Source organism: Streptococcus nakanonensis, from assembly GCF_059738785.1.
The window spans coordinates 295,181-317,481 of record NZ_AP027139.1 but is presented as its reverse complement, the minus strand read 5'-3'; the positions used below and the strand labels follow the sequence as shown (position 1 = coordinate 317,481).

The window sequence follows — 22,301 nt, the reverse complement described above, 5'->3', positions numbered from 1 at the left end:
ACCTATTTGATGAGTTCCTATCAAAAATCGTATCTTCAACCTCAAAACAGTACTTAAAGCTATCCGACTCGGTTTACATTGTCAAATTTAGATTTTATTTGAGCATAACTTTCTAGTTTGCTTTTTGATTTTTATTTAATATAGTAGCAAAAATTGAAGGAAATATCTCCACAAGAAAACGCATACTATTAAGCTTTTTCAAGACCTAATAATATGCGCTGTTCTGATTTGAAAGACACTCCATTATTATTTTACTGTTATCAAGCCTTCAGGCTCGACTGTAAATTCTGGTCTGTCTGCTATCGTGCCATCTTCTTTAAGGTAATACCATCCATCATTTGATTTGACAAAGGCATTGGAAACCATGTCCCCATTTTGACTATCAAGATAGTACCAAGTCTCCTTGTATTTGATCCAGCCTGTTTTCATAGCACCTTCTCCATCGAAATAGTACCATTTCTCAGCAATCTTCTTCCATCCTGTAGCCATTTCGCCTGACTGATCAAACCAGTACCAGTTGCCGTCTGTGTGCTTCTTCCAGCGGTCTGCAAGCATATATCCTGAACCGTCAAAGTAATACCAGGTACCATTGACTTTCTCAAACTTATCTTTTGGATAAGAACCATCTGAGTGTACATACCAGGTGCCAGTATCGTTCTGTTGCCATCCTGCTTCAATCGTCAAGCCGTTTTCAATATCCTGCTTAAACTGCTCACGGCTAATACCCCATTTGGCAAGATAAGGATAGGGGTCAATGTGATCTGAGTTATTATCGGGTTGGTTATTGGTGCAATATTCGTGTGTCTTGATACCTGCTAAATCAGCAGTATCAAGCGTTTTAGGTATCCCAGCCTCATCTGCTAGATTGCGCAAGAGTTCGATATAGAGGCGATAGTCAATCAGAAACTCTTCTTTTGATTCATGACTTTCAATCAGTTCAACTTGTGCATAACCTTCTGCATTCCAACCGCCCCCAACGTCCCAGGCACCATTATCAACAGGTCCTACCTGCATAACACGACCATTACCGACTACGTGAGAAAAGAAGCCCAATTCAGGATCTTTTCTGTAATGGTAGTCAGCCTCATTTTGCACCGTTGAGTTACGGTTGCCTGTGGAATGGGCATGGACTTGCCTATATGGTTGCACGCCGACTTGAGGCAAATCTGTTCTTAATTTACTCACATCAATTTCCATATTCTACTCCTTATCAATTAAAACAACTCATTTTTTACAATCCAGAACCAGAAACTCCTTTATTTCTACCTCATAAAGAATACAATCCTAGTCACGATTGGCCTTGTAAATAGAACTTCAAAACGCACTATTTTGACACTGTAAATAGGACTGACAAGGTCTGCATTCTATCTACAATAACACCCCAGACTAAAAAGATTTTCAAAAGTATATTTTTACAGTCTCTATATGTCCTTTTCATAAATACTATACTTTATTATATCATATAAAAGAAGTCAAAAGTCTGTTAAACTGTTTTCAAGACCAAACTAAAGAGGAGAACACAAGTTTTTTCGATTTTCACTAGAGGAAAGAGATTTTATTCAGCAAATCGAGCTATGATGACACTTTTGTTGCCAATATGGTCTTGCCTTCTTTTATCAAGGGGTGACGAAACAGTGAGAAGTACAGTTGAATGGTCATGGCAACCCAGATGAGGGGTTCGCAAAGGATAACTCCCTTATAGCCTGCCCAAGGGATAATCAAGATCACAAAAGCAATTTTCCCGATTAGTTCGATAAAGCTAGAAACCAGAGGAAGGATCTTTTGCCCCAAGCCCTGCAAGCAATTGCGATAAATCAACAAGAGGCTCAAAATGGGATAAAAAGCTGAGCTGATTTGCAGATAGAGACTTCCATTTTCTATCAAGTAACCATCTGTCGAACTAGCCAAGAAGGAAACCAAGGCTGGACTGGCAAAAAAGAGGAAAACACAAACAAAAACTGCCCAGGACATACTCAAACGACTGCCGATTCGAAGGCCTTGAACAATACGGTCAGGTCGCTTAGCTCCTAGATTCTGAGAAGCAAAGGTCGTCATCGAGGCAGAAATAGCGGTCATAGGAAGGAGGGCGAAGGCCATAATGCGGCGAGCCGCCGTTTGAGCACTAATAATCACTGCGCCAAAGGTATTGACAGAAGACTGTAAAATCACACTACCGATAGACACAATCGAACTCATCAAGCCCATAGCCAAACCTTGCTCCAAGAGATCTGCGTACAAGGCCTTATCCCATTTGAAATGCTTGCGCTGAGGCAAAAGTTCTGGCACACTCTTACGGATATAATAAAAGCAAAGAACCGCTGATAAACCTTGCGAAATGATGGTAGCAAGTCCCGCAGATTGAACCCCCAGTTGCAGTTGCGTAATAAAATAGAGATCCAAAACCACATTAACCAGAGCAGAGAAAATCAGAAAACCAAGCGCTGCTAGACTGTCACCAATAGACCGCAACAAGCCTGCAAAGAGATTATAAGCAAAACTGACACCAACACAGGTCACAATCATAGAAATATATTGATAGGACTGGGGAAGAATTTCTGCAGGGGTATCTAGGTATTGCAAGAGAGGATACAAACCAAGAAAGCCCAGCAGCATCACTACAACACTCAAAAGAGCACCTAAAATCCAGGTAGCTGCTACTGCTTCCTTGATTTTAGTGAAATTCCGAGCCCCATAATAGCGGGCAATGACAATTCCCATGCCATTGCCAACACCAAGAGTAAAACCTACAATCAGGTCAAAAATCGCTGTCGTCGCCCCTACTGCAGCCAAGGAGTCTTGTCCAAGAAAACGTCCAACAATCAAGACATCAGCAGTATTATAGAGCTGTTGAAAAATATTTGATAGCAAGATTGGGAAGGCAAAACTCAAAAGCGAGGGAAGAATCGGACCATGTATCAGGTCCACTGTTCGTTTTTTATTCATAAGGCTATTATATCAGCTTTCTAGAGGAGCGACAAGAAACAGCAAACTATAGGCAATCTGAAAACTTGAACAAAGAATCGAAAAAGCAGTGGATTCCTCCACTACTTTAACAGCTTATTCTTCAATTTCGATTTCAAGTTCATCGCCTAGATCAAGGGTGACTTCTTCATTCACGGCTTCTTCTTTCTTTGGCTCATCTTTTTTGTTTTCAGTATCTTGTTCTGAAGTTTCTTCTCCATCAATCAAGCCAAATTTAGAACGGACTTGCTTATCAATTTCATCAAAGATTTCTGGGTGATCTGCCAAGTATTTCTTAGCATTCTCAGAACCTTGCCCAATTTTTTCATCTTTGTAAGAATACCAAGCTCCTGCTTTTTTGATGATATCCAAATCGCTTGCAATCTTCAAAAGCTCACCAGTCTTAGAAATTCCTTCTCCGTACATAATTTCAACTACGGCTTCCTTAAACGGTGGAGCTACCTTATTTTTTACAACTTTAATCTTAGTTTCTTTACCGACATTGGTTTCTTTTTGGTCACCAGTTCCCTTAATTTGTGTATTACCACGAACATCCAAGCGGACTGAAGCATAGAATTTCAGAGCACGTCCACCAGGAGTTGTTTCTGGATTTCCAAACATGACCCCAACTTTTTCACGCAATTGGTTGATAAAGATGGCAATTGTTTTGGTTTTATTGATAGAAGCACCAAGTTTACGCATAGCCTGGCTCATCATACGAGCCTGCAAACCAACGTGGCTATCACCGATATCTCCATCAATTTCCGCACGAGGGACAAGGGCCGCAACTGAGTCGACTACGACAAGATCTACAGCACCTGAGTCAATCAATTTTCCTGCAATCTCAAGACCTTGCTCTCCTGAGTCTGGTTGTGACAAGAGCAATTCGTCAATATTGACACCAAGGGCCGCAGCATAAGCTGGATCGAGGGCATGTTCCGCATCGATAAAGGCAGCAATACCACCTTCTTTTTGCGCTTGCGCAACTGCATGAAGGGCAACCGTTGTCTTACCAGATGACTCTGGCCCATAGATTTCAATGATACGTCCCTTAGGATAACCACCTGAACCAAGGGCAATGTCAAGAGCCAAGGAACCTGAGCTCATCACTTGCACCTTTTGCTCTGCACGTTCACCCAAACGCATGATTGAGCCTTTACCGAAATCTTTCTCAATCAATTTAAGAGCATCATTCAAGGCTTTCTCACGTTCAGCCCCGAATTTTTTTGAAATTTCATCTAATTTTTTTGGTTTTTTCGCCATTCTATTCTCCTACATTCTAATGGTCCTTAGACCTATCTACTATTATATCAAAAGTTAGTCACTTAATAAAGCCTTGCGAACTAGGTTAAAGGCATGCATAACCGCAATGTGACGTACATCTGCTCGACTTCTGCCTCCAATATTAACCTTGACGACCTCAGTTCCATGCTCTTGGGCCAAGCCTATGAAGACTGTCCCAGCCGGGTGCCCTTCTAGGCTATCTGGACCTGCCACTCCAGTCAAACTAAGACCAAAATCAGACCGGGTCTTGATTCGTGACTGCTCAGCCATCTTCTGGGCTGTAAATTCAGACACTACACCATGTTCTTCCAAATCCTTGGCAGGAATAGCCAACATCTTTGATTTTTCCTCCAAGCTATAGGTCACAAAACCACCCTTAAATATACTTGAAGCTCCTGAAAAATCCACCACGGTAGCTTGGAAAAGACCTGCCGTCAAACTCTCTGCAGCCGTGATGGTTTTCCCTTGCTTTTTCAGTTCTTCTACCACAATGCTAGCTAAACTAGACTCTTCCCCATAACCATAACAAAGTTCTCGTAAAGAAAGACCTTCAAAGGTCTCGCGATCCAAGATTTGATTTTCCAAAATATCCAGCACTTGATTCGCTTCTTCTTGACTGCTAACCTTTGTTGACAAGCGCAAGGTTACCTCTCCTGTCTTTGCATAAGGTGCCAAGGTCGGATCGGTCTGATTATCAATTAAATCAGCCAAAATCGTGACCAGCTGACTTTCTCCAATTCCAAAGAAACGAAGAACTCGGGAATACAGCTTGCTCCCTGTCATTAACTTAGGTAGAAGTTGGTTTAAGACCATGGGTTTTAATTCACTTGGTGGACCTGGAAGGACGACGTAGGTCACTCCGTCTACTTCTAATATTCCTCCCACAGCCAACCCTGTTTCGTTTGACAGTGGAGTCGCTCCTTCTACAATTTGGGCTTGTCTTTCGTTATTCGGTGTTCGGGCATAGTCTGGTCGCTGGGCGAAAAAGACATCTAACTTCTCCTGAGCCTGAGGATCGAAGACTAATTCTTTCCCTAAAAATTTAGCTAGAGTTTGTTTGGTCAAATCGTCCTCAGTTGGTCCCAAACCGCCTGTCAAAATCACCAGACTGCTACGTTGACTGGCAATCTCAAGCAAAGCCAAGAGACGAGCTTCATTGTCTCCTACAGCCGTCTGAAAATATACGTCTACCCCAATCTCTGCTAGTTTTTCTGATAAAAACTGAGCATTGGTGTTGACAATCTGTCCTGTCAAAATCTCTGTTCCAACAGCAATGATTTCTGCTTTCATGCTACCTCCTACCTATCTATTCGTATTTTTTTGAAAAAATCGCAGGAAATTTCCCACGATTGATTTTTTATTTGTATCAAAAGTTAATTCTCTTCATCACCAACAGGTGCTCTGCCAAATAAATCTTCAAATAAAACCGCATTGGTTTCAAGCTGAGTGACTTCTTCTTGTCCCAAAGAACGTCGGAGTAGATTTTGCATTTCCAACATATGGGCTCTCGAAACAATCTGGTAAGAAACACCTTGAAGCATCTCTCCTTCACCCTGCAACTGCTGAGTTTCAATGGTTTTAAATGAATCTTTATAGCCTAGCAAGTTAGGGATACTTTTTGCAGACAAATCAATATTGGTCTGCATATTGTCACTCAAAGCTTTTAGAATCTCTTGATAATGACCAACGCTATTTAAACTGAGGGCTTTTTCCATGACTTTTTGAATAACTTCACGTTGGCGTTTTTGACGACCATAATCTCCCTCAGGATCTTGGTAACGCATGCGTGCATAGACTAGGGCTTCTTCTCCCCCAATGTGTTGCTCCCCAACACCGATAGAAATGGTATTAAATTCTTCTTGGTCACTGATAGAGATTGGGAAACCTAGGGTATTATTGACCGTAATACCACCTACTGCATCCACTAGTTTTTGTAACCCTTTCATATTGACCATCACATAGCGGTCAATATGGATATTCATCATTTTTTGAATGGTTTCGATAGCAAGCTCCGCTCCACCATCTGCATATGCTGAATTCAGTTTCGCTTCATGAGCCTGACCATTCCCTGATTCAATGCGGGTCAGAATATCCCGCTCTAAACTCATCATCGTTGTTTTTTTCGTTTTAGGATTCACTGTCATCAAGATCATGCTATCACTTCTACCGACCCAAGTTTCAGTTCGTTCAGCATTTCCAGTGTCCACTCCCATTAACAGAATGGTTAGAGGTTCAGTCGCTTCAATAACCTTGGTTTCTTCGCCGATTTTTTTATAGGTTTTAGCTAAGGTTTCTGTCCCTTGTTGATAAATAGTATAAGCAAAAATACCTGCTCCTACTACAGTTACAGAAAGTAAAGCTAGCACCATTCCAATAATTTTTTTAACCATATTTCTACTAATCGATCAGTTTACCCATCAAGTAAACATCGATAAATTTCCCTTCTTCTATATATGCTCCACGCTCTTGGCGACCTTCAATTACAAAGCCATGCTTTTGATACAGATGAACTGCAGCTTGATTACGAGTTTGGACAGTCAGTTGGAGACGACGCAGAATGCCACTTGCTTGTGCCCACTCTATCGCTTCTTCTAGCAACAAACTTCCCAATCCATTATTCCAATATCTTTTTCCAATCACAATAAAGAGATCTCCAATATGACGAACTCTCTTACGCTGGTCAGCTGTGATATTTACAATACCAGCAATTTTATCATTTAAGAATGCAAGTAAGGTTATCTGATTGTCCGAACTAGCTTGCTTGTTGAGGAATACTTCCATCTCCTCACTGGTCAAGAGAATACCATCTCCGTCTAAGCTGGTAAAATCTGTCTCCAAACTTACACGATTTAAAAAGGCCACTAATTCAGCTGCATCTTTAGGCTCTGCTTCTCTAATGAGCAATTCATACTCCATGTTGAAGCTCCTCCAAGAGTTTTTCTGCACGCAAACCCTTTGCCTGAAAATTTAAACGGCGACCGTCTTCTTCTTTTAGAATTTCCAACTCTAAATAAGTATCTGGCAAGGCATCTCCTAAGAGATTTCCCCACTCAATAACAGTCACGCCTCCACCAAAGAGAAATTCATCCAAATCAATAGAATCCGCATCTCCTCCAATACGATAAACATCTAAATGGTAAAGCGGAAGACGCCCCTCATACTCTCTTACGATAGTATAGGTGGGACTTTTAATCATTTGAGAAATCTGCAATCCTTTCGCAAGTCCTTTAGTAAAGGTCGTTTTACCTGCGCCCAGTTCTCCAGTTAAGATTAAAACATCATTCTTTGCTAATAGATGACCCAAACGCTCCCCTAAGGATTGTAGCTCTTCTTCATTTTTTGTGTACATACTCTTATTATACCAAAAACTTTTCTTTTGTGTCTATTTTCCTACTAAACTTACCATCATAACATCCATAAAAACAAGCTTTCTCTAAAAGAAAATGAGCGTAGCAATGACCAATACAAGATCTCGGAAAATATGACCATAAAAGGAAACTTCCTTCTTAACCGAATTTGGGACAAGATAGGCTGCAAAAAACAAACCCAGTCCAATATAAATCAGAAGTGAGACAATGGTCATTGGATTTCTTAAGAAGAGAAGTGTTGCTAAAATAGTCACCAACACTGTCTTTTTTCTATCTAGCATAGCAAGCAAATCGCGCATGTATTTTTTCAAGGGTAAAAAAATCAGCAAATCTAGTCCAAATAGGAAAAAGAAGGATGGCAATAAAAAGTCAACTAATTCTTGCTGCAGCGTATTTTTGATGAACAAGTTATCTGACAGGACAAGAACAGCTCCTAACAAGTTAATTAAGAGCAAGATACTGTAAAAAAGCTTCACTGACTGCTTACTGGCTAGGACACTATGGACTTCTTGCTTACGGGTATAAAGATAATTTACTCCAGCACAGATTCCTGAAACGAAGACCATACTTCCGATGAAAAAAGCTGTACTTTGTTTAAAGGACAAGATGCATTCTTTCCATAGGAAACAGCTACTCAAACTGATTTGAATTAAAGCTAACAAAAATAAGATTCTCATTGATTTCATCTTTTCTCTCCCTTCCTACCAATCATTATACTAGGAGAAAAGAGAGAACTGTTTCTAATCTTCTCAAATGTCTCTTTAAGACGCTAAACAAACACGAGAGACTAATACTCAATGAAAATCAAAGAGCAAACTAGGAAGCTAGCCGCAGGTTGCTCAAAACACTGTTTTGAGGTTGCAGATAGAGCTGACGTGGTTTGAAGAAATTTTGGAAGAATATAAATTGAAATAAGGCTGATAGTATTCATTTCACTATCAGCCTTACAGGTTATTTAACGTTTCAGAAAAACTATAATGTCAAGATTAACTAAACAGTATCTAATTCCTTCAAATAATTTTCTATCTTCATCAGCATTAAAGGATTGTTATAAATCTTGCATAGCTCTCTTGCTTCCATATAATAATTTTTGACTTGTTCTCTGTCTAGAAATTTGGCTCCAGCATTTCCTACAAGAATAAGTAGAGGAGCCAGTTGGTAGCTTGTCTGTCTTTGTTTACAGAGTTCAATCGTCTCAAGAGCTTCTTGGATGGCTTCATTATATTTTTCCTTTGACAATAGGTAGTGAGCGTAGTTGTAACGAACTCTGATGTAGCCAAATAAAAATTCTTGATGCTCAAAATTTTTTGTCTGATATAACTCCATCAAATGAGAGTAGTTTGCCTCATATTCTTGTTCACGACCCACTAAGGAATAGAAATTAGATAGAGTATTCAACGCCTTTAAATAAATCAGAGTATTTGAAGAGACTTTTAATAATATATTTTCCAATGAAGAAATAGCCTCATACTTACTGTCATATTGATAGAAGTCAATAATAGCTTTAATCCATTCAAGGTAAGTTCGGTCTTCTAGTGTTAGAAAAGTGCTTCGTTCAATCTCTATTCTATAAATATATTCCAAATCGTCATAATTTCTGTCATCTAATAGTCGAGCAGATAATCGCTTGAAATTAGAGAGGTTAGATTTAATTTCAATTTGTTCATTAAAAAAATAATCTAATGGCACTTCGAGTCGTTGTGAGAGTTTGAACAAAAGGTCTGCGGAGGGAATGAAATGCCCTCTCTCAATTTTACTAATCTGGCTTTGTTCACAAATTCCTTCTGCAAGAGTTTGTTGGGAGAGTCTCAACTCTTTTCTTTTCAATCTGAATTTCTCTGCGAGTGTATTCATTAAAGATAATAAACCTTCCTATTTGCTTAATTTCGTTATAAAATTTTTAGTTCAAAATAGCAAGTTAAAAGAATAAATAATTCTTTATGGTAATAAACTAAAAAAAGTCAAAAATTACATAAAAATGCTTGACCGAATAATATATATATGTTAAAATGAAAACAAGGAAAAAGAAAAGGGTTTCACGAATGAAGAAAAATCGTGGAATTCAAAAATTATCTATATTAGTATTACTAGGTGTTTTTATGTTTAGTAACACAATTCCTTACCAACAGTTTATTCAGAAGAATAGACAATTGGAGATTCGAGTGCAATCACAAAAGAAGTCCAATGGTCTTGATGTTGGGAAGGCTGATTGATTTCGTATTACTTTAAAATTCAACTATTTAGAGAAAGGTATTCTGATGAGAGCTTGTAACAATACCAGATAGATATAAGAATGGAGATGTTTGATAAAATGCTTTCATAGCTAACCAACTGTTGAAAATTATGAGTTACAAAATCTAAAGTATTTAAGATTGGTTTATAAAATTAGGTCTCTGTCTGTAGAAAGGAACGTGCAGTTAGAAAGGAGGAAAAAATAGGATACTATAATTCAGACTGAGATTTCTAATTAAAATATGTAGTTGCATTTCGCTCATTTTCATAATATTTCATTCAGAGGAGTAATAATATGTTAAAATTTAGAAAAGTAGTTGCATCATCCCTTGCCGTTTTGGCATTTAGTTTAGCTCTTCCTGTTTTGGCAGTTTCTCACCGTGGTGGCGAGTGGACCTATGGAGGCCATCATGATCCAAATAATTGGGGAGCATTTTCGAATTATTATCATGGTTCACAGTATCACTGGGCCTATGTTGGAAGTAATGGACGTGACAATCAAAAAACAGTTTATGCAGGAGCACATAGTGCGGCCTATGCGTTTGTTAATACAAATTTTGGGGAGCAAGTTACATTTGATGCGGGATGGTAAAGAATAATTGAAGAAGATTCTTTTATCAATAGTTTAGTAAGCTTGTTTAGTTTATAGAGGGCAGAGGTATTTCTGCCCTCTGTTTTAGAATAAGGAATGCACTATGAAAAAATTATTTATACTCATATCCAACCTGCTTGCTAGTTTGTTCTTTGTTTGGGTATTTACCATTTGGACTGATACATATGTCTCCCATTATTACCCCAACGTTGTTGTACATGATTCTTCCCCTGAAACAACTTTTCAGCATGTTGCTACACGCTTGGAAAAACTAGCAGAAGAAACAGATAGCTTTATTGCGATTCAACACCAAGATCCTAACTCAGAAGGTACTCCAGTGTTTTCTTATACGACCTTTGGGAACGGAAAGTTGCCTGATGGGCTACAGGAAAAAAAACTAGAAGATGCTCAAAGTAGTAGTGTTGAAACAAACTATTTTGTATTCGATGGAAACCTAGATATTCACTTGCTAAGGGAGGAGCTAAGTCAACTTGGCTTGACTAACATGCACCTGATAATTCCATCCAAACTATCTACGTTAATGGCTATCTTTAGTAACGGATTTCAGTTAATCAGTCTATTGATTTTCATCTTAACCTTTGGAGCACTGACTTTAATTAGTCAAATTAGCCAATTACGGTCGTCGGGCATTCGCCTCATTTCAGGAGAGAAACGGTGGTCCATTTTCCTTAGACCAGTTGGTGAGGATTTGAAAGGGATAGCTGTTGGTTTCAGTTTAGCTGGCGTACTCGCCATTCTTATGCAAAAAATTCTGTCGCTTCCAACGCAATCCCTAATGACCATAGGAGAAGGCTTGCTCTGTTATAATCTCATCTTGTTGTCGATCTCCCTGTTTTTCGCTCAACTCTTCGCAGTTGGGATAAAAAAGATACACCTGATGCAGATTATAAAAGGGCAAGTGCCTGTCAGAGGAATCATTAGTTTGATTTTAATCGGTCAACTATTAGCGATTATTATTGTAACGCTGGGAATAGGGAGTAGCTTAAAGTATACCCAAGCCTGGCAACAGCATCGGATTGGACAAGAGGCTTGGAGCCAGGAAAGACAACTGATTACCCTATCATTCAGCCGTGAAGGAACGAGTCCTGGTTTTGATGAACAAGCTCAAAGGAAACTCAGAACTTGGTATCAATTGATGGATCTGGCTGTTTCAGAAAAAAAGGCTTTCTTATCTAGACACCAGTTAATTGACCGTTCTTTGCAAAATGGCATGGCTTCCTCCAAAAACTTGACAACCTCTACAGAATGGCACGATTACAGCCCGAATGGCAATGTCCTTATCGTCACACCGCAATACTTGGAGCGTCAAAACATTCCTGTAGATACAACTATTGAGCAAAAGATGAATCACCTTGATGTAGGGGAGTTTGTCTTATTGCTGCCTGAACACCTCCGTTCAGAGGAAGAACATTATAAATCTGTTTTTGAAGACGACTTAACCAGTCGCATGTCTAGTCAAGATGAACGACAACAAATGACTGCTACGGTAGGTTATTTAGAATCAGGTCAGGATCGTTTTGTGTATAATACGACCCCTATTTCTTACCAGCAGTTTTTGAAAGATCCAATCATCATTGTTATAACACCCCAATCAACTGGTCCACAGTCCATTTTCTTTTGGGTAGACGCAGTACAGAACTACGTTCTCTTTAATCAATTGTCTGATGCCCAGGAGCTTATCCAGAGACAAGGCATTGAAAATTGGGTCTCAGAAATGCAAACAGGTTACCACAACTACATCACATTATTGGATAATATCCAGAGGGAACGTTGGGTAATGCTAGCAGGAGCTGTGCTTGGGATTGTAACTTCAATCTTGTTGTTTAACACTATGAATAGGCTCTACTTTGAAGAATTTAGACGTGCCATTTTTATCAAACGCATTGCAGGTCTCAGGTTCTTAGAAATCCATCGCACTTATCTCTTTGCTCAACTGGGTGTGTTTTTACTGGGATTTGTTGCGAGTGTATTTCTTCAGGTAGAGATAGTAGTTGCTTTCTTAGTCTTGTTACTCTTTACTGGTCTATCTCTTTTACAGTTACATATCCAAATGCAGAAAGAAAACAAGATGTCCATGCTTGTTTTGAAGGGAGGTTAATATGATTGAACTTAAACAGGTGAGTAAATCTTTTGGAGAACGAGAGTTATTTTCGAATCTTTCAATGACATTTGAGGCTGGAAAAGTCTATGCCTTAATTGGTTCAAGTGGTAGCGGAAAAACAACCTTGATGAACATGATTGGAAAATTAGAATCTTATGATGGGACGATTTTTTACCGAGGTAAAGACTTGGCCAATTATAAATCGAGTGATTTTTTCCGTCACGAATTGGGCTACCTCTTCCAGAACTTTGGCTTAATTGAAAACCAAAGTATTGAAGAAAACCTTAAGCTAGGTCTCATTGGTCAAAAGTTGAGTCGGTCGGAACAGCGGTTGAGGCAGAAGCAGGCTTTAGAACAGGTCGGCCTGGCTTATCTTGACCTAGATAAGCGCATCTTTGAGTTATCGGGCGGAGAATCGCAACGGGTTGCCTTGGCAAAAATTATCTTAAAGAATCCACCCTTTATTCTGGCAGATGAGCCAACAGCTTCAATAGACCCAGCAACCTCTCAGTTGATTATGGAGATTTTGCTATCTCTTCGAGATGATAATAGGCTAATCATTATCGCAACACATAATCCGGCAATTTGGGAGATGGCTGATGAAGTGTTCACGATGGATCGTCTGAAATAAAAATCCTTGTTTTTAATTGCACGATGAGTTACTGAAATATTATCAGGAATCAATAATTGGAGTTAATTTAGAATTGTACTTTATCAATATTGAGGTAACTTTTTCTTGATAAAGGAAGAAATAGTGAAGAGAAAGTTAGAATGAAAAAATTCGACAATTATATTATTGAGAAGCCTTGCGATTCTAATTCAGATAAACTGCAAAAAATCTTAATAATTGAAAGTTTGGTAGATGATATTTTGCAATTTTCTCTCACAATCAATAATAGTGTAGGAGAGATTTTCCTCCTACAACCGTTTCAAAAGAAAACTATCTTTATTCCATGTTATTTTGAGGAAGATATTGTGAAAGTCAAAGATGATGATAAAGTTGAGTGGAATTTGTTAGAATTTCAAAAATTTAGAGCATTTTTGGCTTAGTAATCTGTGTTGAAGGCTCAAAACCTATGGTAAAAAAGTAGCTTTGAAAACGTATTGCCTCCAAAGATTTAGTTAAATAATGATTTAACACAAAAAGAAATTATTGAAGTTCTGGAAAGATGTTGTTTCAGTATTGAGAAAAGGTGGGAAAAACTTGCGATATTCACAGAGAAAGGAAGAAAAAGTATAGAAATATAGTCAATTGAAACAAGAACAGGACAAAAGAACCTTTTGTGCCATATTTTTCTCCTTTCGCTTTACAATTGGCTTGAACACCTTTATTGTATCGCGTTTGGAGTTTTTTTGGTATAACCTTCGACGCGCACCCGCATAGCGGGTGTTTTTTTGTCTCGCACCTAATGGAGCGAGACGGACTAATAGTCACATAATCAAAAAAACGCACCATATCAAAAACTAAAAAGTTTGATATTATGCGTCATGTCTTAAACTAATTGACTATACTTTCTATTCAAATGAGCTTTTAACCAATTGATTGAGCCAATCCACTCTTAAAACCAAAGAGCAATTTCTCGCTTAGCTGACTCTTCTGAATCTGAACCATGTACAACATTTTGGATAACCTGATTTTCACCAGCCGCTTTTGCAAAATTACCTCGAATCGTTCCTGGTAAAGCTTCTTCTGGACGAGTCGCACCCATCATAGTCCGCCAAGTTTCGATTACTTTGGGACCAGAAATGATACCTACAAGAACTGGTCCTGAAGTCATAAATTCACGAATCGGCGGGTAAAAACTTTGACCAACCAAGTCCTGATAGTGCTGGTCAATCAACTCTTCTGAAACCTTTGTACGCAACTCCAATTTTTCGATTGTAAATCCACGTTGTTCGATGCGTTTCAACACTTCCCCCACTAGTCCTCTTTTTACACCATCTGGTTTAATGATAAAAAATGTTTGTTCCATACAAGTCTCCTTTGTCAGCTTCTTTCTTTTATACTCTTCGAAAATCTCTTCAAACCACGTCAACTCTATCTGCAACCTCAAAACAGTGTTTTGAGCTGACTTCGTCAGTTCTATCTACAACCTCAAAGCAGTGCTTTGAGCAACCTGCGGCTAGTTTCCTAGTTTGCTCTTTGATTTTCATTGAGTATTATTTTACCATATTTTATGGAAAAATGGAGAAAGTTTTCAGAAAACAGAAAGAGAACCCGAAGGCTCTCTCATTCTCTTTTATTCTACTGTTTCTTCCACAGTTTCAACGGCAGTATCCACAACTACTTCTGTTGTTTCTTCATTTCCTTCTTCCTCTACTGGAGGGTTAAGGTATTCTTCTTCGTTGATAGCATGTGGTTCAAGGTTACGGTAACGGGCCATACCAGTACCCGCTGGGATGATCTTACCGATGATAACATTTTCTTTAAGTCCAAGGAGATGGTCTTTCTTACCGCGGATAGCTGCGTCAGTAAGGACACGAGTTGTTTCCTGGAAGGAAGCAGCTGACAAGAAACTATTTGTTTCAAGTGAGGCTTTGGTAATTCCCATAAGGACTGGTCGACCAGTCGCTGGAACTCCACCTGCGATAAGGACATCTTTGTTGGCATCTGTAAAGTCATTGATATCCATGAGGGTACCCATGAGAAGATCTGTGTCACCTGGATCCATGACACGGACTTTACGAATCATTTGACGAACCATTACCTCGATGTGTTTGTCACCGATTTCTACCCCTTGACTACGGTAAACTTTTTGTACTTCACCGAGAAGGTACGTTTCAACTGATAAGACATCACGAACTGCAAGGAGGCGTTTGGGTTGGATAGAACCTTCTGTAAGAGCAGCACCACGCGCTACTTGGTCCCCAACTTCAACACGCATACGAGCTGTAAATGGAACAACGTATTCACCTTCACCAGTTTCACCCTTAACAAAGACTTTCTTAGTACGAGTTGATGCATCTTCTTCGATAGCAGTAACTTGTCCTTTAACCTCTGTGATAACCGCTTCCCCTTTAGGATTGCGGGCTTCAAAGATTTCTTGAACACGAGGAAGACCCTGAGTAATATCGGTATTTGAGGCAACCCCACCCGTGTGGAAGGTACGCATTGTAAGCTGTGTACCAGGTTCCCCGATAGATTGGGCAGCGATTGTACCAACTGCTTCACCAACTTCAACCGCATCACCAGTCGCCAAGTTGATACCGTAACAGTGACGACAGACACCGTGACGAGTATTACATGTAAATACAGAGCGGATAGTCACTTCTTCCACACCAGCGTTGACAATTTCACGCGCCTTGTCTTCTGTAATCAGCTCATTTGGACCGATAATAACTGCACCAGTTTCTGGATGTCTAACAGTTTTCTTAGTGTAACGACCATTGAGACGCTCTTCGAGAGACTCGATCATCTCTTTTCCTTCTGCGATAGAACGGATCAAGAGACCACGGTCTGTTCCACAGTCATCCTCACGGATGATAACGTCTTGGGCAACGTCAACCAAACGACGAGTCAAGTAACCTGAGTCGGCTGTCTTAAGGGCCGTATCGGTCATACCTTTACGCGCACCGTGAGTTGAGAAGAACATTTCGAGTACTGACAAACCTTCGCGGAAGTTTGAAAGGATTGGCAATTCCATGATACGTCCGTTCGGAGCAGCCATCAGACCACGCATTCCGGCAAGCTGTGAGAAGTTTGAGATGTTACCACGAGCTCCAGAGTCCATCATCATAACGATTGGGTTCTTAGGATCTTGGTTGGCAATCAAGCGTTTCTCAAGTTTTTCACGGGCAGCACGCCATTCAGCTGTAACGGCATTGTAACGCTCGTCGTCTGTGATCATACCACGACGGAATTGTTTGGTGATTTGTTCTACACGTTTGTGTGATTCTTCAATGATTTCAGCCTTGTCGTCAACGACTGGGATATCGGCAATACCCACTGTCAATCCTGCAAGAGTTGAGTGGTGGTAACCGAGATTCTTCATGCGGTCAAGTAGGGCAGAAGTTTCTGTCGTACGGAAACGTTTGAAGATTTCAGCGATGATATTTCCAAGGTTTTTCTTCTTGAATGGAGGGTTAAGTTCAAGATTGCTGATAGCTTCCTTGATATCTCCACCAAGTGGCAAGAAATATTTAGCTGGAACGCCTTCTGTCAAGTTGGCATTGTTTGGTTCTTGCAAGTATGGTAGACCCTCTGGCATGATGTCGTTGAAGAGGATTTTACCAACTGTTGTAAGCAAGACCTTGTGTTTTTGCTCTTCTGTCCAAGGCTTGTTGAGGCTGTCTGTTGCGATACCAACACGTGAGTGAAGGTGAACATAACCATTACGGTAAGCCATAACCGCTTCGTCACGGTCTTTGAAGACCATTCCTTCACCTTCACGGCCAGCTTCTTCCATGGTCAAGTAGTAGTTACCCAAAACCATGTCCTGAGATGGAGTAACAACTGGTTTACCATCTTTCGGGTTCAAGATATGCTCAGCAGCTAGCATCAAGATACGAGCTTCTGCTTGAGCTTCTTCTGAAAGCGGTACGTGGATGGCCATTTGGTCCCCGTCAAAGTCGGCATTGTAGGCTTCACAGACAAGTGGGTGCAAGCGAAGGGCCTTACCATCAATCAAGACTGGCTCGAAGGCTTGGATACCCAAACGGTGAAGGGTAGGTGCGCGGTTCAAAAGCACTGGGTGTTCTTTAATCACTTCTTCAAGAATATCCCAGATACGCTCATCTCCACGTTCCACCAAACGTTTAGCAGCTTTGACGTTTTGCACGATATCACGGGCAACGATTTCACGCATCACGAATGGTTTAAAGAGCTCGATCGCCATTTCACGTGGCACACCACATTGGTACATCTTAAGAGTTGGACCAACGGCGATAACGGAACGTCCTGAGAAGTCAACACGTTTACCGAGCAAGTTTTGACGGAAGCGTCCTTGTTTACCTTTAAGCATGTGGCTCAATGATTTAAGTGGACGGCTACCTGGTCCTGTGATTGGACGACCACGACGACCATTGTCAATCAAAGCGTCAACCGCTTCTTGAAGCATACGCTTCTCATTTTGAACGATGATACCAGGTGCATTCAACTCAAGCAAACGAGCCAAACGGTTGTTACGGTTGATAACACGGCGGTAAAGGTCATTCAAGTCAGATGAGGCAAAACGGCCACCATCCAATTGCAACATTGGACGAAGATCTGGTGGAATAACCGGAAGGATGTTAAGAATCATCCATTCCGGTTTGTTTCCAGACTTGTAAAAGGCATCCAAAACATCCAAACGACGGATAGCTTTGACACGTTTTTGTCCAGTCGCTGTTTTCAACTCTTCTTTGAGTTCAGCAATTTCTTTTTCAAGATCTACTTGTTTTAAAAGGTCTTGAATGGCTTCGGCACCCATCTTGGCAACGAATGATCCATAACCATATTCACGCAAGCGCTCACGGTATTCGCGCTCTGTCATGATAGACTTGTGCTCAAGTGGTGTATCCTTAGGATCAATCACCACATAAGCCGCAAAGTAGATAACTTCCTCGAGGGCACGGGGGCTCATATCAAGGGTCAAGCCCATACGGCTTGGAATTCCCTTGAAGTACCAGATGTGAGATACAGGAGCTTTCAACTCAATGTGCCCCATACGCTCACGACGAACTTTTGTACGCGTTACTTCAACCCCACAGCGGTCACAAACAATCCCTCTGTAACGAATACGTTTATATTTACCACAAGCACATTCCCAGTCTTTTGTAGGACCAAAGATCACTTCATCAAAGAGTCCTTCGCGTTCTGGTTTCAAGGTACGGTAATTGATTGTTTCAGGTTTTTTGACTTCTCCATAAGACCATGAACGGACTTTGCTTGGAGAAGCTAGGGTGATTTGCATACTTTTAAAACGATTTACATCAACCACTATTTCTTCCCTTTCTATTCTAAGTGAACTGCTTATTCTTCTTCAGCAGCTTCTTCTGTTGCTTCCGCTTTTGTTGCTTTTTCAGCTTCTTCAGCTTCAAAGGCTGCTTTAGCCTCTTGGGCTGCTTTTTCGCGGGCTTTTTCAAGGTCATCTACGTGGATGACATCTTCGTCCATTCCTTCATCCAAGTCGCGAAGTTCCACTTCTTGGTCATCTTCGTCTAGGACACGCATGTCAAGACCAAGAGATTGCAATTCTTTGACAAGAACTCGGAAGGATTCTGGAACACCTGGTTTTGGAATTGGTTTTCCTTTTGTAATGGCTTCATAAGCTTTCAGACGTCCGTTGATATCGTCAGACTTGTAAGTCAAGATTTCTTGAAGGACATTTGATGCACCATAAGCTTCAAGAGCCCAAACCTCCATCTCACCGAAACGTTGTCCACCAAACTGAGCTTTACCTCCGAGTGGTTGTTGAGTAACGGTTGAGTAAGGTCCGACTGAACGCGCGTGCAATTTATCATCAACCATGTGGTGGAGTTTGATCATGTACATGACTCCGACAGAAACACGGTTATCAAATGGTTCACCAGTACGTCCATCGTAAAGGATCGTTTTGGCATCGCTATCCATACCTGCTTCTTTAACAGTTGACCAAAGATCTTCAGAACTTGCTCCGTCAAAGACTGGTGTTGCGATGTGAATACCAAGAGTACGAGCAGCCATACCAAGGTGGAGCTCCATAACCTGACCGATATTCATACGTGATGGCACCCCAAGTGGGTTCAACATGATATCGACTGGAGTTCCATCTGGAAGGTAAGGCATGTCTTCTACAGGAACGATACGAGAGACAACCCCTTTATTTCCGTGACGTCCGGCCATCTTATCTCCGACCTTGATCTTACGTTTTTGAGCGATGTAGACGCGAACCAGCATGTTAACACCTGATTGCAACTCATCTCCATTTGCACGGGTAAAGATCTTAACATCACGAACGACACCATCGGCACCGTGTGGTACACGAAGAGAAGTATCACGCACTTCACGAGATTTATCTCCGAAGATAGCGTGCAAGAGACGTTCTTCAGCCGAAAGGTCTTTCTCACCCTTAGGTGTTACTTTACCTACAAGGATGTCGCCTTCTTTAACCTCAGCACCGATACGGATAATACCCATTTCGTCAAGGTCTTTAAGAGCGTCTTCCCCAACGTTTGGAATTTCACGAGTAATTTCTTCAGGCCCAAGCTTTGTATCGCGCGTTTCTGATTCGTATTCTTCAAGGTGGACAGATGTGTAGACATCGTCTTTAACCAAGCGTTCGCTCATGATAACGGCATCCTCGAAGTTGTAACCTTCCCAAGTCATGTAGGCAACGATTGGGTTTTGTCCAAGCGCCATTTCTCCATTTTCCATAGAAGGTCCGTCAGCGATGAAATCGCCTTTTTCAACGACATCGCCAACTTTTACGAGAGTGCGTTGGTTGTAGGCAGTACCTGAGTTTGAACGACGGAATTTTTGGATGTGGTAAACGTCCAATGAACCATCTTCACGACGAACTTCTACCTTGTCAGCATCTGCGTAAGTAACTTTACCATCATACTGAGCAATCACAGCAGCTCCTGAATCGTGGGCTGCTTGGTATTCCATACCAGTACCAACGTAAGGTGCTTGAGGATTGATCAATGGCACAGCCTGACGTTGCATGTTGGCTCCCATGAGGGCACGGTTGGAGTCATCGTTTTCCAAGAAAGGAATACATGCTGTCGCAACGGCAACTACCTGTTTTGGTGAAACGTCCATGTAGTCAACAACATTCGCTGGATACTCTTGGTTGACCCCTTGGTGACGTCCCATGACAATCTTCTCAGCAAAGGTTCCATCTTCATTCAGACGAGAATTAGCCTGTGCTACAGTAAATTCATCTTCTTCATCGGCTGTCAACCAAACGATTTCGTTTGTAACACCGCCTGTTTCACGGTCAACCTTACGGTATGGTGTTTGAACAAAACCATACTTGTTCAAATGTCCGTAAGATGACAAGTTATTGATCAAACCGATGTTAGGTCCTTCAGGTGTCTCGATAGGACACATACGACCATAGTGAGTGTAGTGCACGTCACGTACTTCATATCCGGCACGGTCACGAGTCAAACCACCAGGTCCTAAGGCTGACAAACGGCGTTTGTGAGACAACTCAGAAAGTGGGTTGTGTTGGTCCATGAACTGTGACAACTGTGATGAACCAAAGAATTCTTTCACCGCAGCTGTTACAGGACGGATATTGATAATTTGTTGTGGTGTCAAGACTTCGTTATCTTGAACAGACATACGTTCACGGACATTACGTTCCATACGAGAAAGTCCAAGACGTACTTGGTTGGCAAGCAATTCACCAACCGCACGGATACGACGGTTTCCAAGGTGGTCGATATCATCTACACGGCCAAGTCCTTCAGCCAAGTTGAGGAAGTAGCTCATCTCAGCAAGAATATCTGCAGGAGTGACGATACGAACCTTGTCATCTGGATTGGCATTACCAATGATAGTTACGACACGGTCTGGATCAGTTGGTGCAACAACCTTGAATTTTTGAAGGACAACTGGCTCAGTCACAACAGCTGCATCATTTGGAATGTAAACAATCTTATTCAAATCACCATCCAAATGGCTTTCAATGCTTTCAATCACGCTACGAGTCATGATTGTTCCAGCTTCTACCAAGATTTCTCCTGTTTCAGGGTCTACCAACGGCTCAGCAATTGTTTGGTTAAGCAAGCGTGTTTTAACATTGAGTTTTTTATTGATCTTGTAACGACCAACTGCTGCTAAATCATAGCGACGTGGGTCAAAGAAACGAGCTACAAGCAAGCTACGTGAGCTTTCAGCTGTCTTAGGTTCACCTGGACGAAGGCGTTCGTAGATTTCCTTCAAAGCTTCATCGGTACGAGAGTCCATTGGGTTCTTGTGGATATCTTTTTCAACAGTATTGCGAACCAATTCGCTATCACCAAAGATATCAAAGATTTCATCATCACCTGAGAAACCAAGCGCACGAACCAAGGTTGTAAATGGAATCTTACGAGTACGGTCGATACGAGTGTAGGCGATGTCTTTTGAGTCGCTTTCAAGCTCCAACCAAGCTCCACGGTTAGGAATAACAGTTGAACCGTAGCCCACTTTACCGTTTTTATCAACTTTGTCGTTAAAGTAAACACCTGGTGAGCGGACCAACTGAGATACGATAATACGTTCACCACCATTGATGATGAAAGTACCCATTTCTGTCATGATTGGGAAATCACCAAAGAAAACTTCTTGGGTCTTGATTTCGCCTGTTTCTTTATTGATCAAGCGGAAGGTTACAAAAATTGGTGCTGAGTAGCTAGCATCGTGGATACGAGCTTCCTCTAGCGTGTATTTTGGTTCCTTGATTTCATATCCAACAAATTCCAACTCCATTGTGTCTGTGAAGTTTGAAATTGGCAATACATCTTCAAACACTTCCTTAAGACCGTGGTCTAGGAAATCTTTGAATGAGTCAGTTTGAATTTCAATCAAATTTGGTAAGTCAAGAACTTCTTTGATTCTTGAAAAACTACGACGGGTACGATGTTTCCCGTATTGAACGTCATGTCCTGCCAAGATGATTCTCCTTTATAAATAAGTTCCAAGCCTTATCAATCAGGCTTTTCTAATCGTCATATGGTTTTAAAAACCCTTATCACCGTGTCCCCTTGATAAATTTTCAGAATCTTTAAGTCTTTGTTACAAGTACTCAAAATCCTGAAAAAAAGCACAAAAAGAGCAGCTAAATCTGACTTT

18 protein-coding genes are annotated in these 22,301 nt (G+C 40.9%); 5 read left to right on the top strand and 13 right to left on the bottom strand.

What is annotated here, in order from left to right; genetic code table 11:
* Positions 1-246: 246 nt before the first annotated feature.
* The 9 genes from AC6I9F_RS01690 to AC6I9F_RS01650 form a co-directional block, all read right to left on the bottom strand.
* Positions 247-1,197, bottom strand: coding sequence for an N-acetylmuramoyl-L-alanine amidase (locus tag AC6I9F_RS01690; protein ID WP_498022355.1), 951 nt, complete (start codon positions 1,195-1,197; stop codon positions 247-249).
* A gap of 375 nt (positions 1,198-1,572) precedes the next feature.
* A complete protein-coding gene (locus AC6I9F_RS01685; protein WP_498022354.1) occupies positions 1,573-2,943 on the bottom strand; it encodes an MATE family efflux transporter in 1,371 nt (456 codons plus the stop codon).
* A gap of 114 nt (positions 2,944-3,057) precedes the next feature.
* Positions 3,058-4,224: a recombinase RecA gene (recA, locus tag AC6I9F_RS01680; protein ID WP_498022352.1), complete on the bottom strand. Its 1,167-nt coding sequence runs from the start codon at positions 4,222-4,224 to the stop codon at positions 3,058-3,060.
* A 54-nt stretch (positions 4,225-4,278) separates the two neighbouring features.
* Positions 4,279-5,535, bottom strand: coding sequence for a competence/damage-inducible protein A (locus AC6I9F_RS01675; RefSeq protein ID WP_262081031.1), 1,257 nt, complete (start codon positions 5,533-5,535; stop codon positions 4,279-4,281).
* Between the two features lie 83 nt (positions 5,536-5,618).
* A complete protein-coding gene (gene lytR / locus AC6I9F_RS01670) occupies positions 5,619-6,635 on the bottom strand; it encodes a glycopolymer--peptidoglycan transferase LytR (protein WP_173225226.1) in 1,017 nt (338 codons plus the stop codon).
* 7 nt (positions 6,636-6,642) lie between these two features.
* Complete coding sequence (locus tag AC6I9F_RS01665) at positions 6,643-7,161, bottom strand: GNAT family N-acetyltransferase (protein WP_061425432.1); 519 nt, start codon at positions 7,159-7,161, stop codon at positions 6,643-6,645.
* Positions 7,151-7,594 carry a tRNA (adenosine(37)-N6)-threonylcarbamoyltransferase complex ATPase subunit type 1 TsaE gene (gene tsaE / locus AC6I9F_RS01660; protein WP_000288247.1) on the bottom strand — a complete coding sequence of 148 codons (444 nt, stop codon included), beginning with the start codon at positions 7,592-7,594 and terminating at the stop codon, positions 7,151-7,153. Before tsaE ends, AC6I9F_RS01665 begins: the two co-directional genes overlap by 11 nt.
* 84 nt (positions 7,595-7,678) lie before the next feature.
* Complete coding sequence (locus AC6I9F_RS01655; RefSeq protein WP_049532500.1) at positions 7,679-8,299, bottom strand: hypothetical protein; 621 nt, start codon at positions 8,297-8,299, stop codon at positions 7,679-7,681.
* Between the two features lie 304 nt (positions 8,300-8,603).
* A complete protein-coding gene (locus AC6I9F_RS01650) occupies positions 8,604-9,467 on the bottom strand; it encodes a helix-turn-helix domain-containing protein (RefSeq protein ID WP_498022348.1) in 864 nt (287 codons plus the stop codon).
* Positions 9,468-9,655: 188 nt separating this feature from the next.
* On the opposite strand from AC6I9F_RS01650, the gene AC6I9F_RS01645 reads away from it, so the two are divergent.
* The 5 genes from AC6I9F_RS01645 to AC6I9F_RS01625 all read left to right on the top strand — a co-directional run bounded on the left by AC6I9F_RS01645 (position 9,656) and on the right by AC6I9F_RS01625 (position 13,609).
* Positions 9,656-9,826, top strand: a complete 171-nt coding sequence (locus AC6I9F_RS01645; RefSeq protein WP_050243138.1) for a PhrA family quorum-sensing system peptide — start codon at positions 9,656-9,658, stop codon at positions 9,824-9,826.
* Between the two features lie 314 nt (positions 9,827-10,140).
* A complete protein-coding gene (locus tag AC6I9F_RS01640) occupies positions 10,141-10,437 on the top strand; it encodes a lactococcin 972 family bacteriocin (protein ID WP_050243139.1) in 297 nt (98 codons plus the stop codon).
* A gap of 103 nt (positions 10,438-10,540) precedes the next feature.
* Positions 10,541-12,556: a bacteriocin-associated integral membrane family protein gene (locus AC6I9F_RS01635; RefSeq protein ID WP_050243140.1), complete on the top strand. Its 2,016-nt coding sequence runs from the start codon at positions 10,541-10,543 to the stop codon at positions 12,554-12,556.
* A 1-nt stretch (position 12,557) separates the two neighbouring features.
* Entirely contained in the window at positions 12,558-13,190 is a 633-nt protein-coding gene (locus tag AC6I9F_RS01630; RefSeq protein WP_000571433.1) for an ABC transporter ATP-binding protein, read from the top strand.
* A 140-nt stretch (positions 13,191-13,330) separates the two neighbouring features.
* Positions 13,331-13,609 carry a competence protein ComA gene (locus tag AC6I9F_RS01625; RefSeq protein WP_498022345.1) on the top strand — a complete coding sequence of 93 codons (279 nt, stop codon included), beginning with the start codon at positions 13,331-13,333 and terminating at the stop codon, positions 13,607-13,609.
* 509 nt (positions 13,610-14,118) lie between these two features.
* Here the strand turns inward: AC6I9F_RS01625 and ndk are convergent.
* From ndk to rpoB, 4 genes are all read right to left on the bottom strand, one after another.
* Complete coding sequence (ndk, locus tag AC6I9F_RS01620; RefSeq protein ID WP_498022343.1) at positions 14,119-14,532, bottom strand: nucleoside-diphosphate kinase; 414 nt, start codon at positions 14,530-14,532, stop codon at positions 14,119-14,121.
* A gap of 49 nt (positions 14,533-14,581) precedes the next feature.
* Complete coding sequence (locus AC6I9F_RS01615; protein ID WP_191904182.1) at positions 14,582-14,713, bottom strand: chlorohydrolase; 132 nt, start codon at positions 14,711-14,713, stop codon at positions 14,582-14,584.
* An 86-nt stretch (positions 14,714-14,799) separates the two neighbouring features.
* On the bottom strand, positions 14,800-18,477 hold the full coding sequence (gene rpoC, locus AC6I9F_RS01610; RefSeq protein WP_498022340.1) for a DNA-directed RNA polymerase subunit beta': 3,678 nt from the start codon (positions 18,475-18,477) through the stop codon (positions 14,800-14,802).
* Between the two features lie 32 nt (positions 18,478-18,509).
* Complete coding sequence (gene rpoB, locus AC6I9F_RS01605; protein WP_498022338.1) at positions 18,510-22,121, bottom strand: DNA-directed RNA polymerase subunit beta; 3,612 nt, start codon at positions 22,119-22,121, stop codon at positions 18,510-18,512.
* Between the last annotated feature and the right edge of the window lie 180 nt (positions 22,122-22,301).

What these genes read in the sequence shown, in the direction of transcription:
- AC6I9F_RS01690 (WP_498022355.1), bottom strand. Translation starts at nt 1,197, where the DNA reads ATGGAAATTGATGTGAGTAAATTAAGAACAGATTTGCCTCAAGTCGGC.
- AC6I9F_RS01685 (WP_498022354.1), bottom strand. Translation starts at nt 2,943, where the DNA reads ATGAATAAAAAACGAACAGTGGACCTGATACATGGTCCGATTCTTCCC.
- recA (WP_498022352.1), bottom strand. Translation starts at nt 4,224, where the DNA reads ATGGCGAAAAAACCAAAAAAATTAGATGAAATTTCAAAAAAATTCGGG.
- AC6I9F_RS01675 (WP_262081031.1), bottom strand. Translation starts at nt 5,535, where the DNA reads ATGAAAGCAGAAATCATTGCTGTTGGAACAGAGATTTTGACAGGACAG.
- lytR (WP_173225226.1), bottom strand. Translation starts at nt 6,635, where the DNA reads ATGGTTAAAAAAATTATTGGAATGGTGCTAGCTTTACTTTCTGTAACT.
- AC6I9F_RS01665 (WP_061425432.1), bottom strand. Translation starts at nt 7,161, where the DNA reads ATGGAGTATGAATTGCTCATTAGAGAAGCAGAGCCTAAAGATGCAGCT.
- tsaE (WP_000288247.1), bottom strand. Translation starts at nt 7,594, where the DNA reads ATGTACACAAAAAATGAAGAAGAGCTACAATCCTTAGGGGAGCGTTTG.
- AC6I9F_RS01655 (WP_049532500.1), bottom strand. Translation starts at nt 8,299, where the DNA reads ATGAAATCAATGAGAATCTTATTTTTGTTAGCTTTAATTCAAATCAGT.
- AC6I9F_RS01650 (WP_498022348.1), bottom strand. Translation starts at nt 9,467, where the DNA reads ATGAATACACTCGCAGAGAAATTCAGATTGAAAAGAAAAGAGTTGAGA.
- AC6I9F_RS01645 (WP_050243138.1), top strand. Translation starts at nt 9,656, where the DNA reads ATGAAGAAAAATCGTGGAATTCAAAAATTATCTATATTAGTATTACTA.
- AC6I9F_RS01640 (WP_050243139.1), top strand. Translation starts at nt 10,141, where the DNA reads ATGTTAAAATTTAGAAAAGTAGTTGCATCATCCCTTGCCGTTTTGGCA.
- AC6I9F_RS01635 (WP_050243140.1), top strand. Translation starts at nt 10,541, where the DNA reads ATGAAAAAATTATTTATACTCATATCCAACCTGCTTGCTAGTTTGTTC.
- AC6I9F_RS01630 (WP_000571433.1), top strand. Translation starts at nt 12,558, where the DNA reads ATGATTGAACTTAAACAGGTGAGTAAATCTTTTGGAGAACGAGAGTTA.
- AC6I9F_RS01625 (WP_498022345.1), top strand. Translation starts at nt 13,331, where the DNA reads ATGAAAAAATTCGACAATTATATTATTGAGAAGCCTTGCGATTCTAAT.
- ndk (WP_498022343.1), bottom strand. Translation starts at nt 14,532, where the DNA reads ATGGAACAAACATTTTTTATCATTAAACCAGATGGTGTAAAAAGAGGA.
- AC6I9F_RS01615 (WP_191904182.1), bottom strand. Translation starts at nt 14,713, where the DNA reads ATGAAAATCAAAGAGCAAACTAGGAAACTAGCCGCAGGTTGCTCAAAG.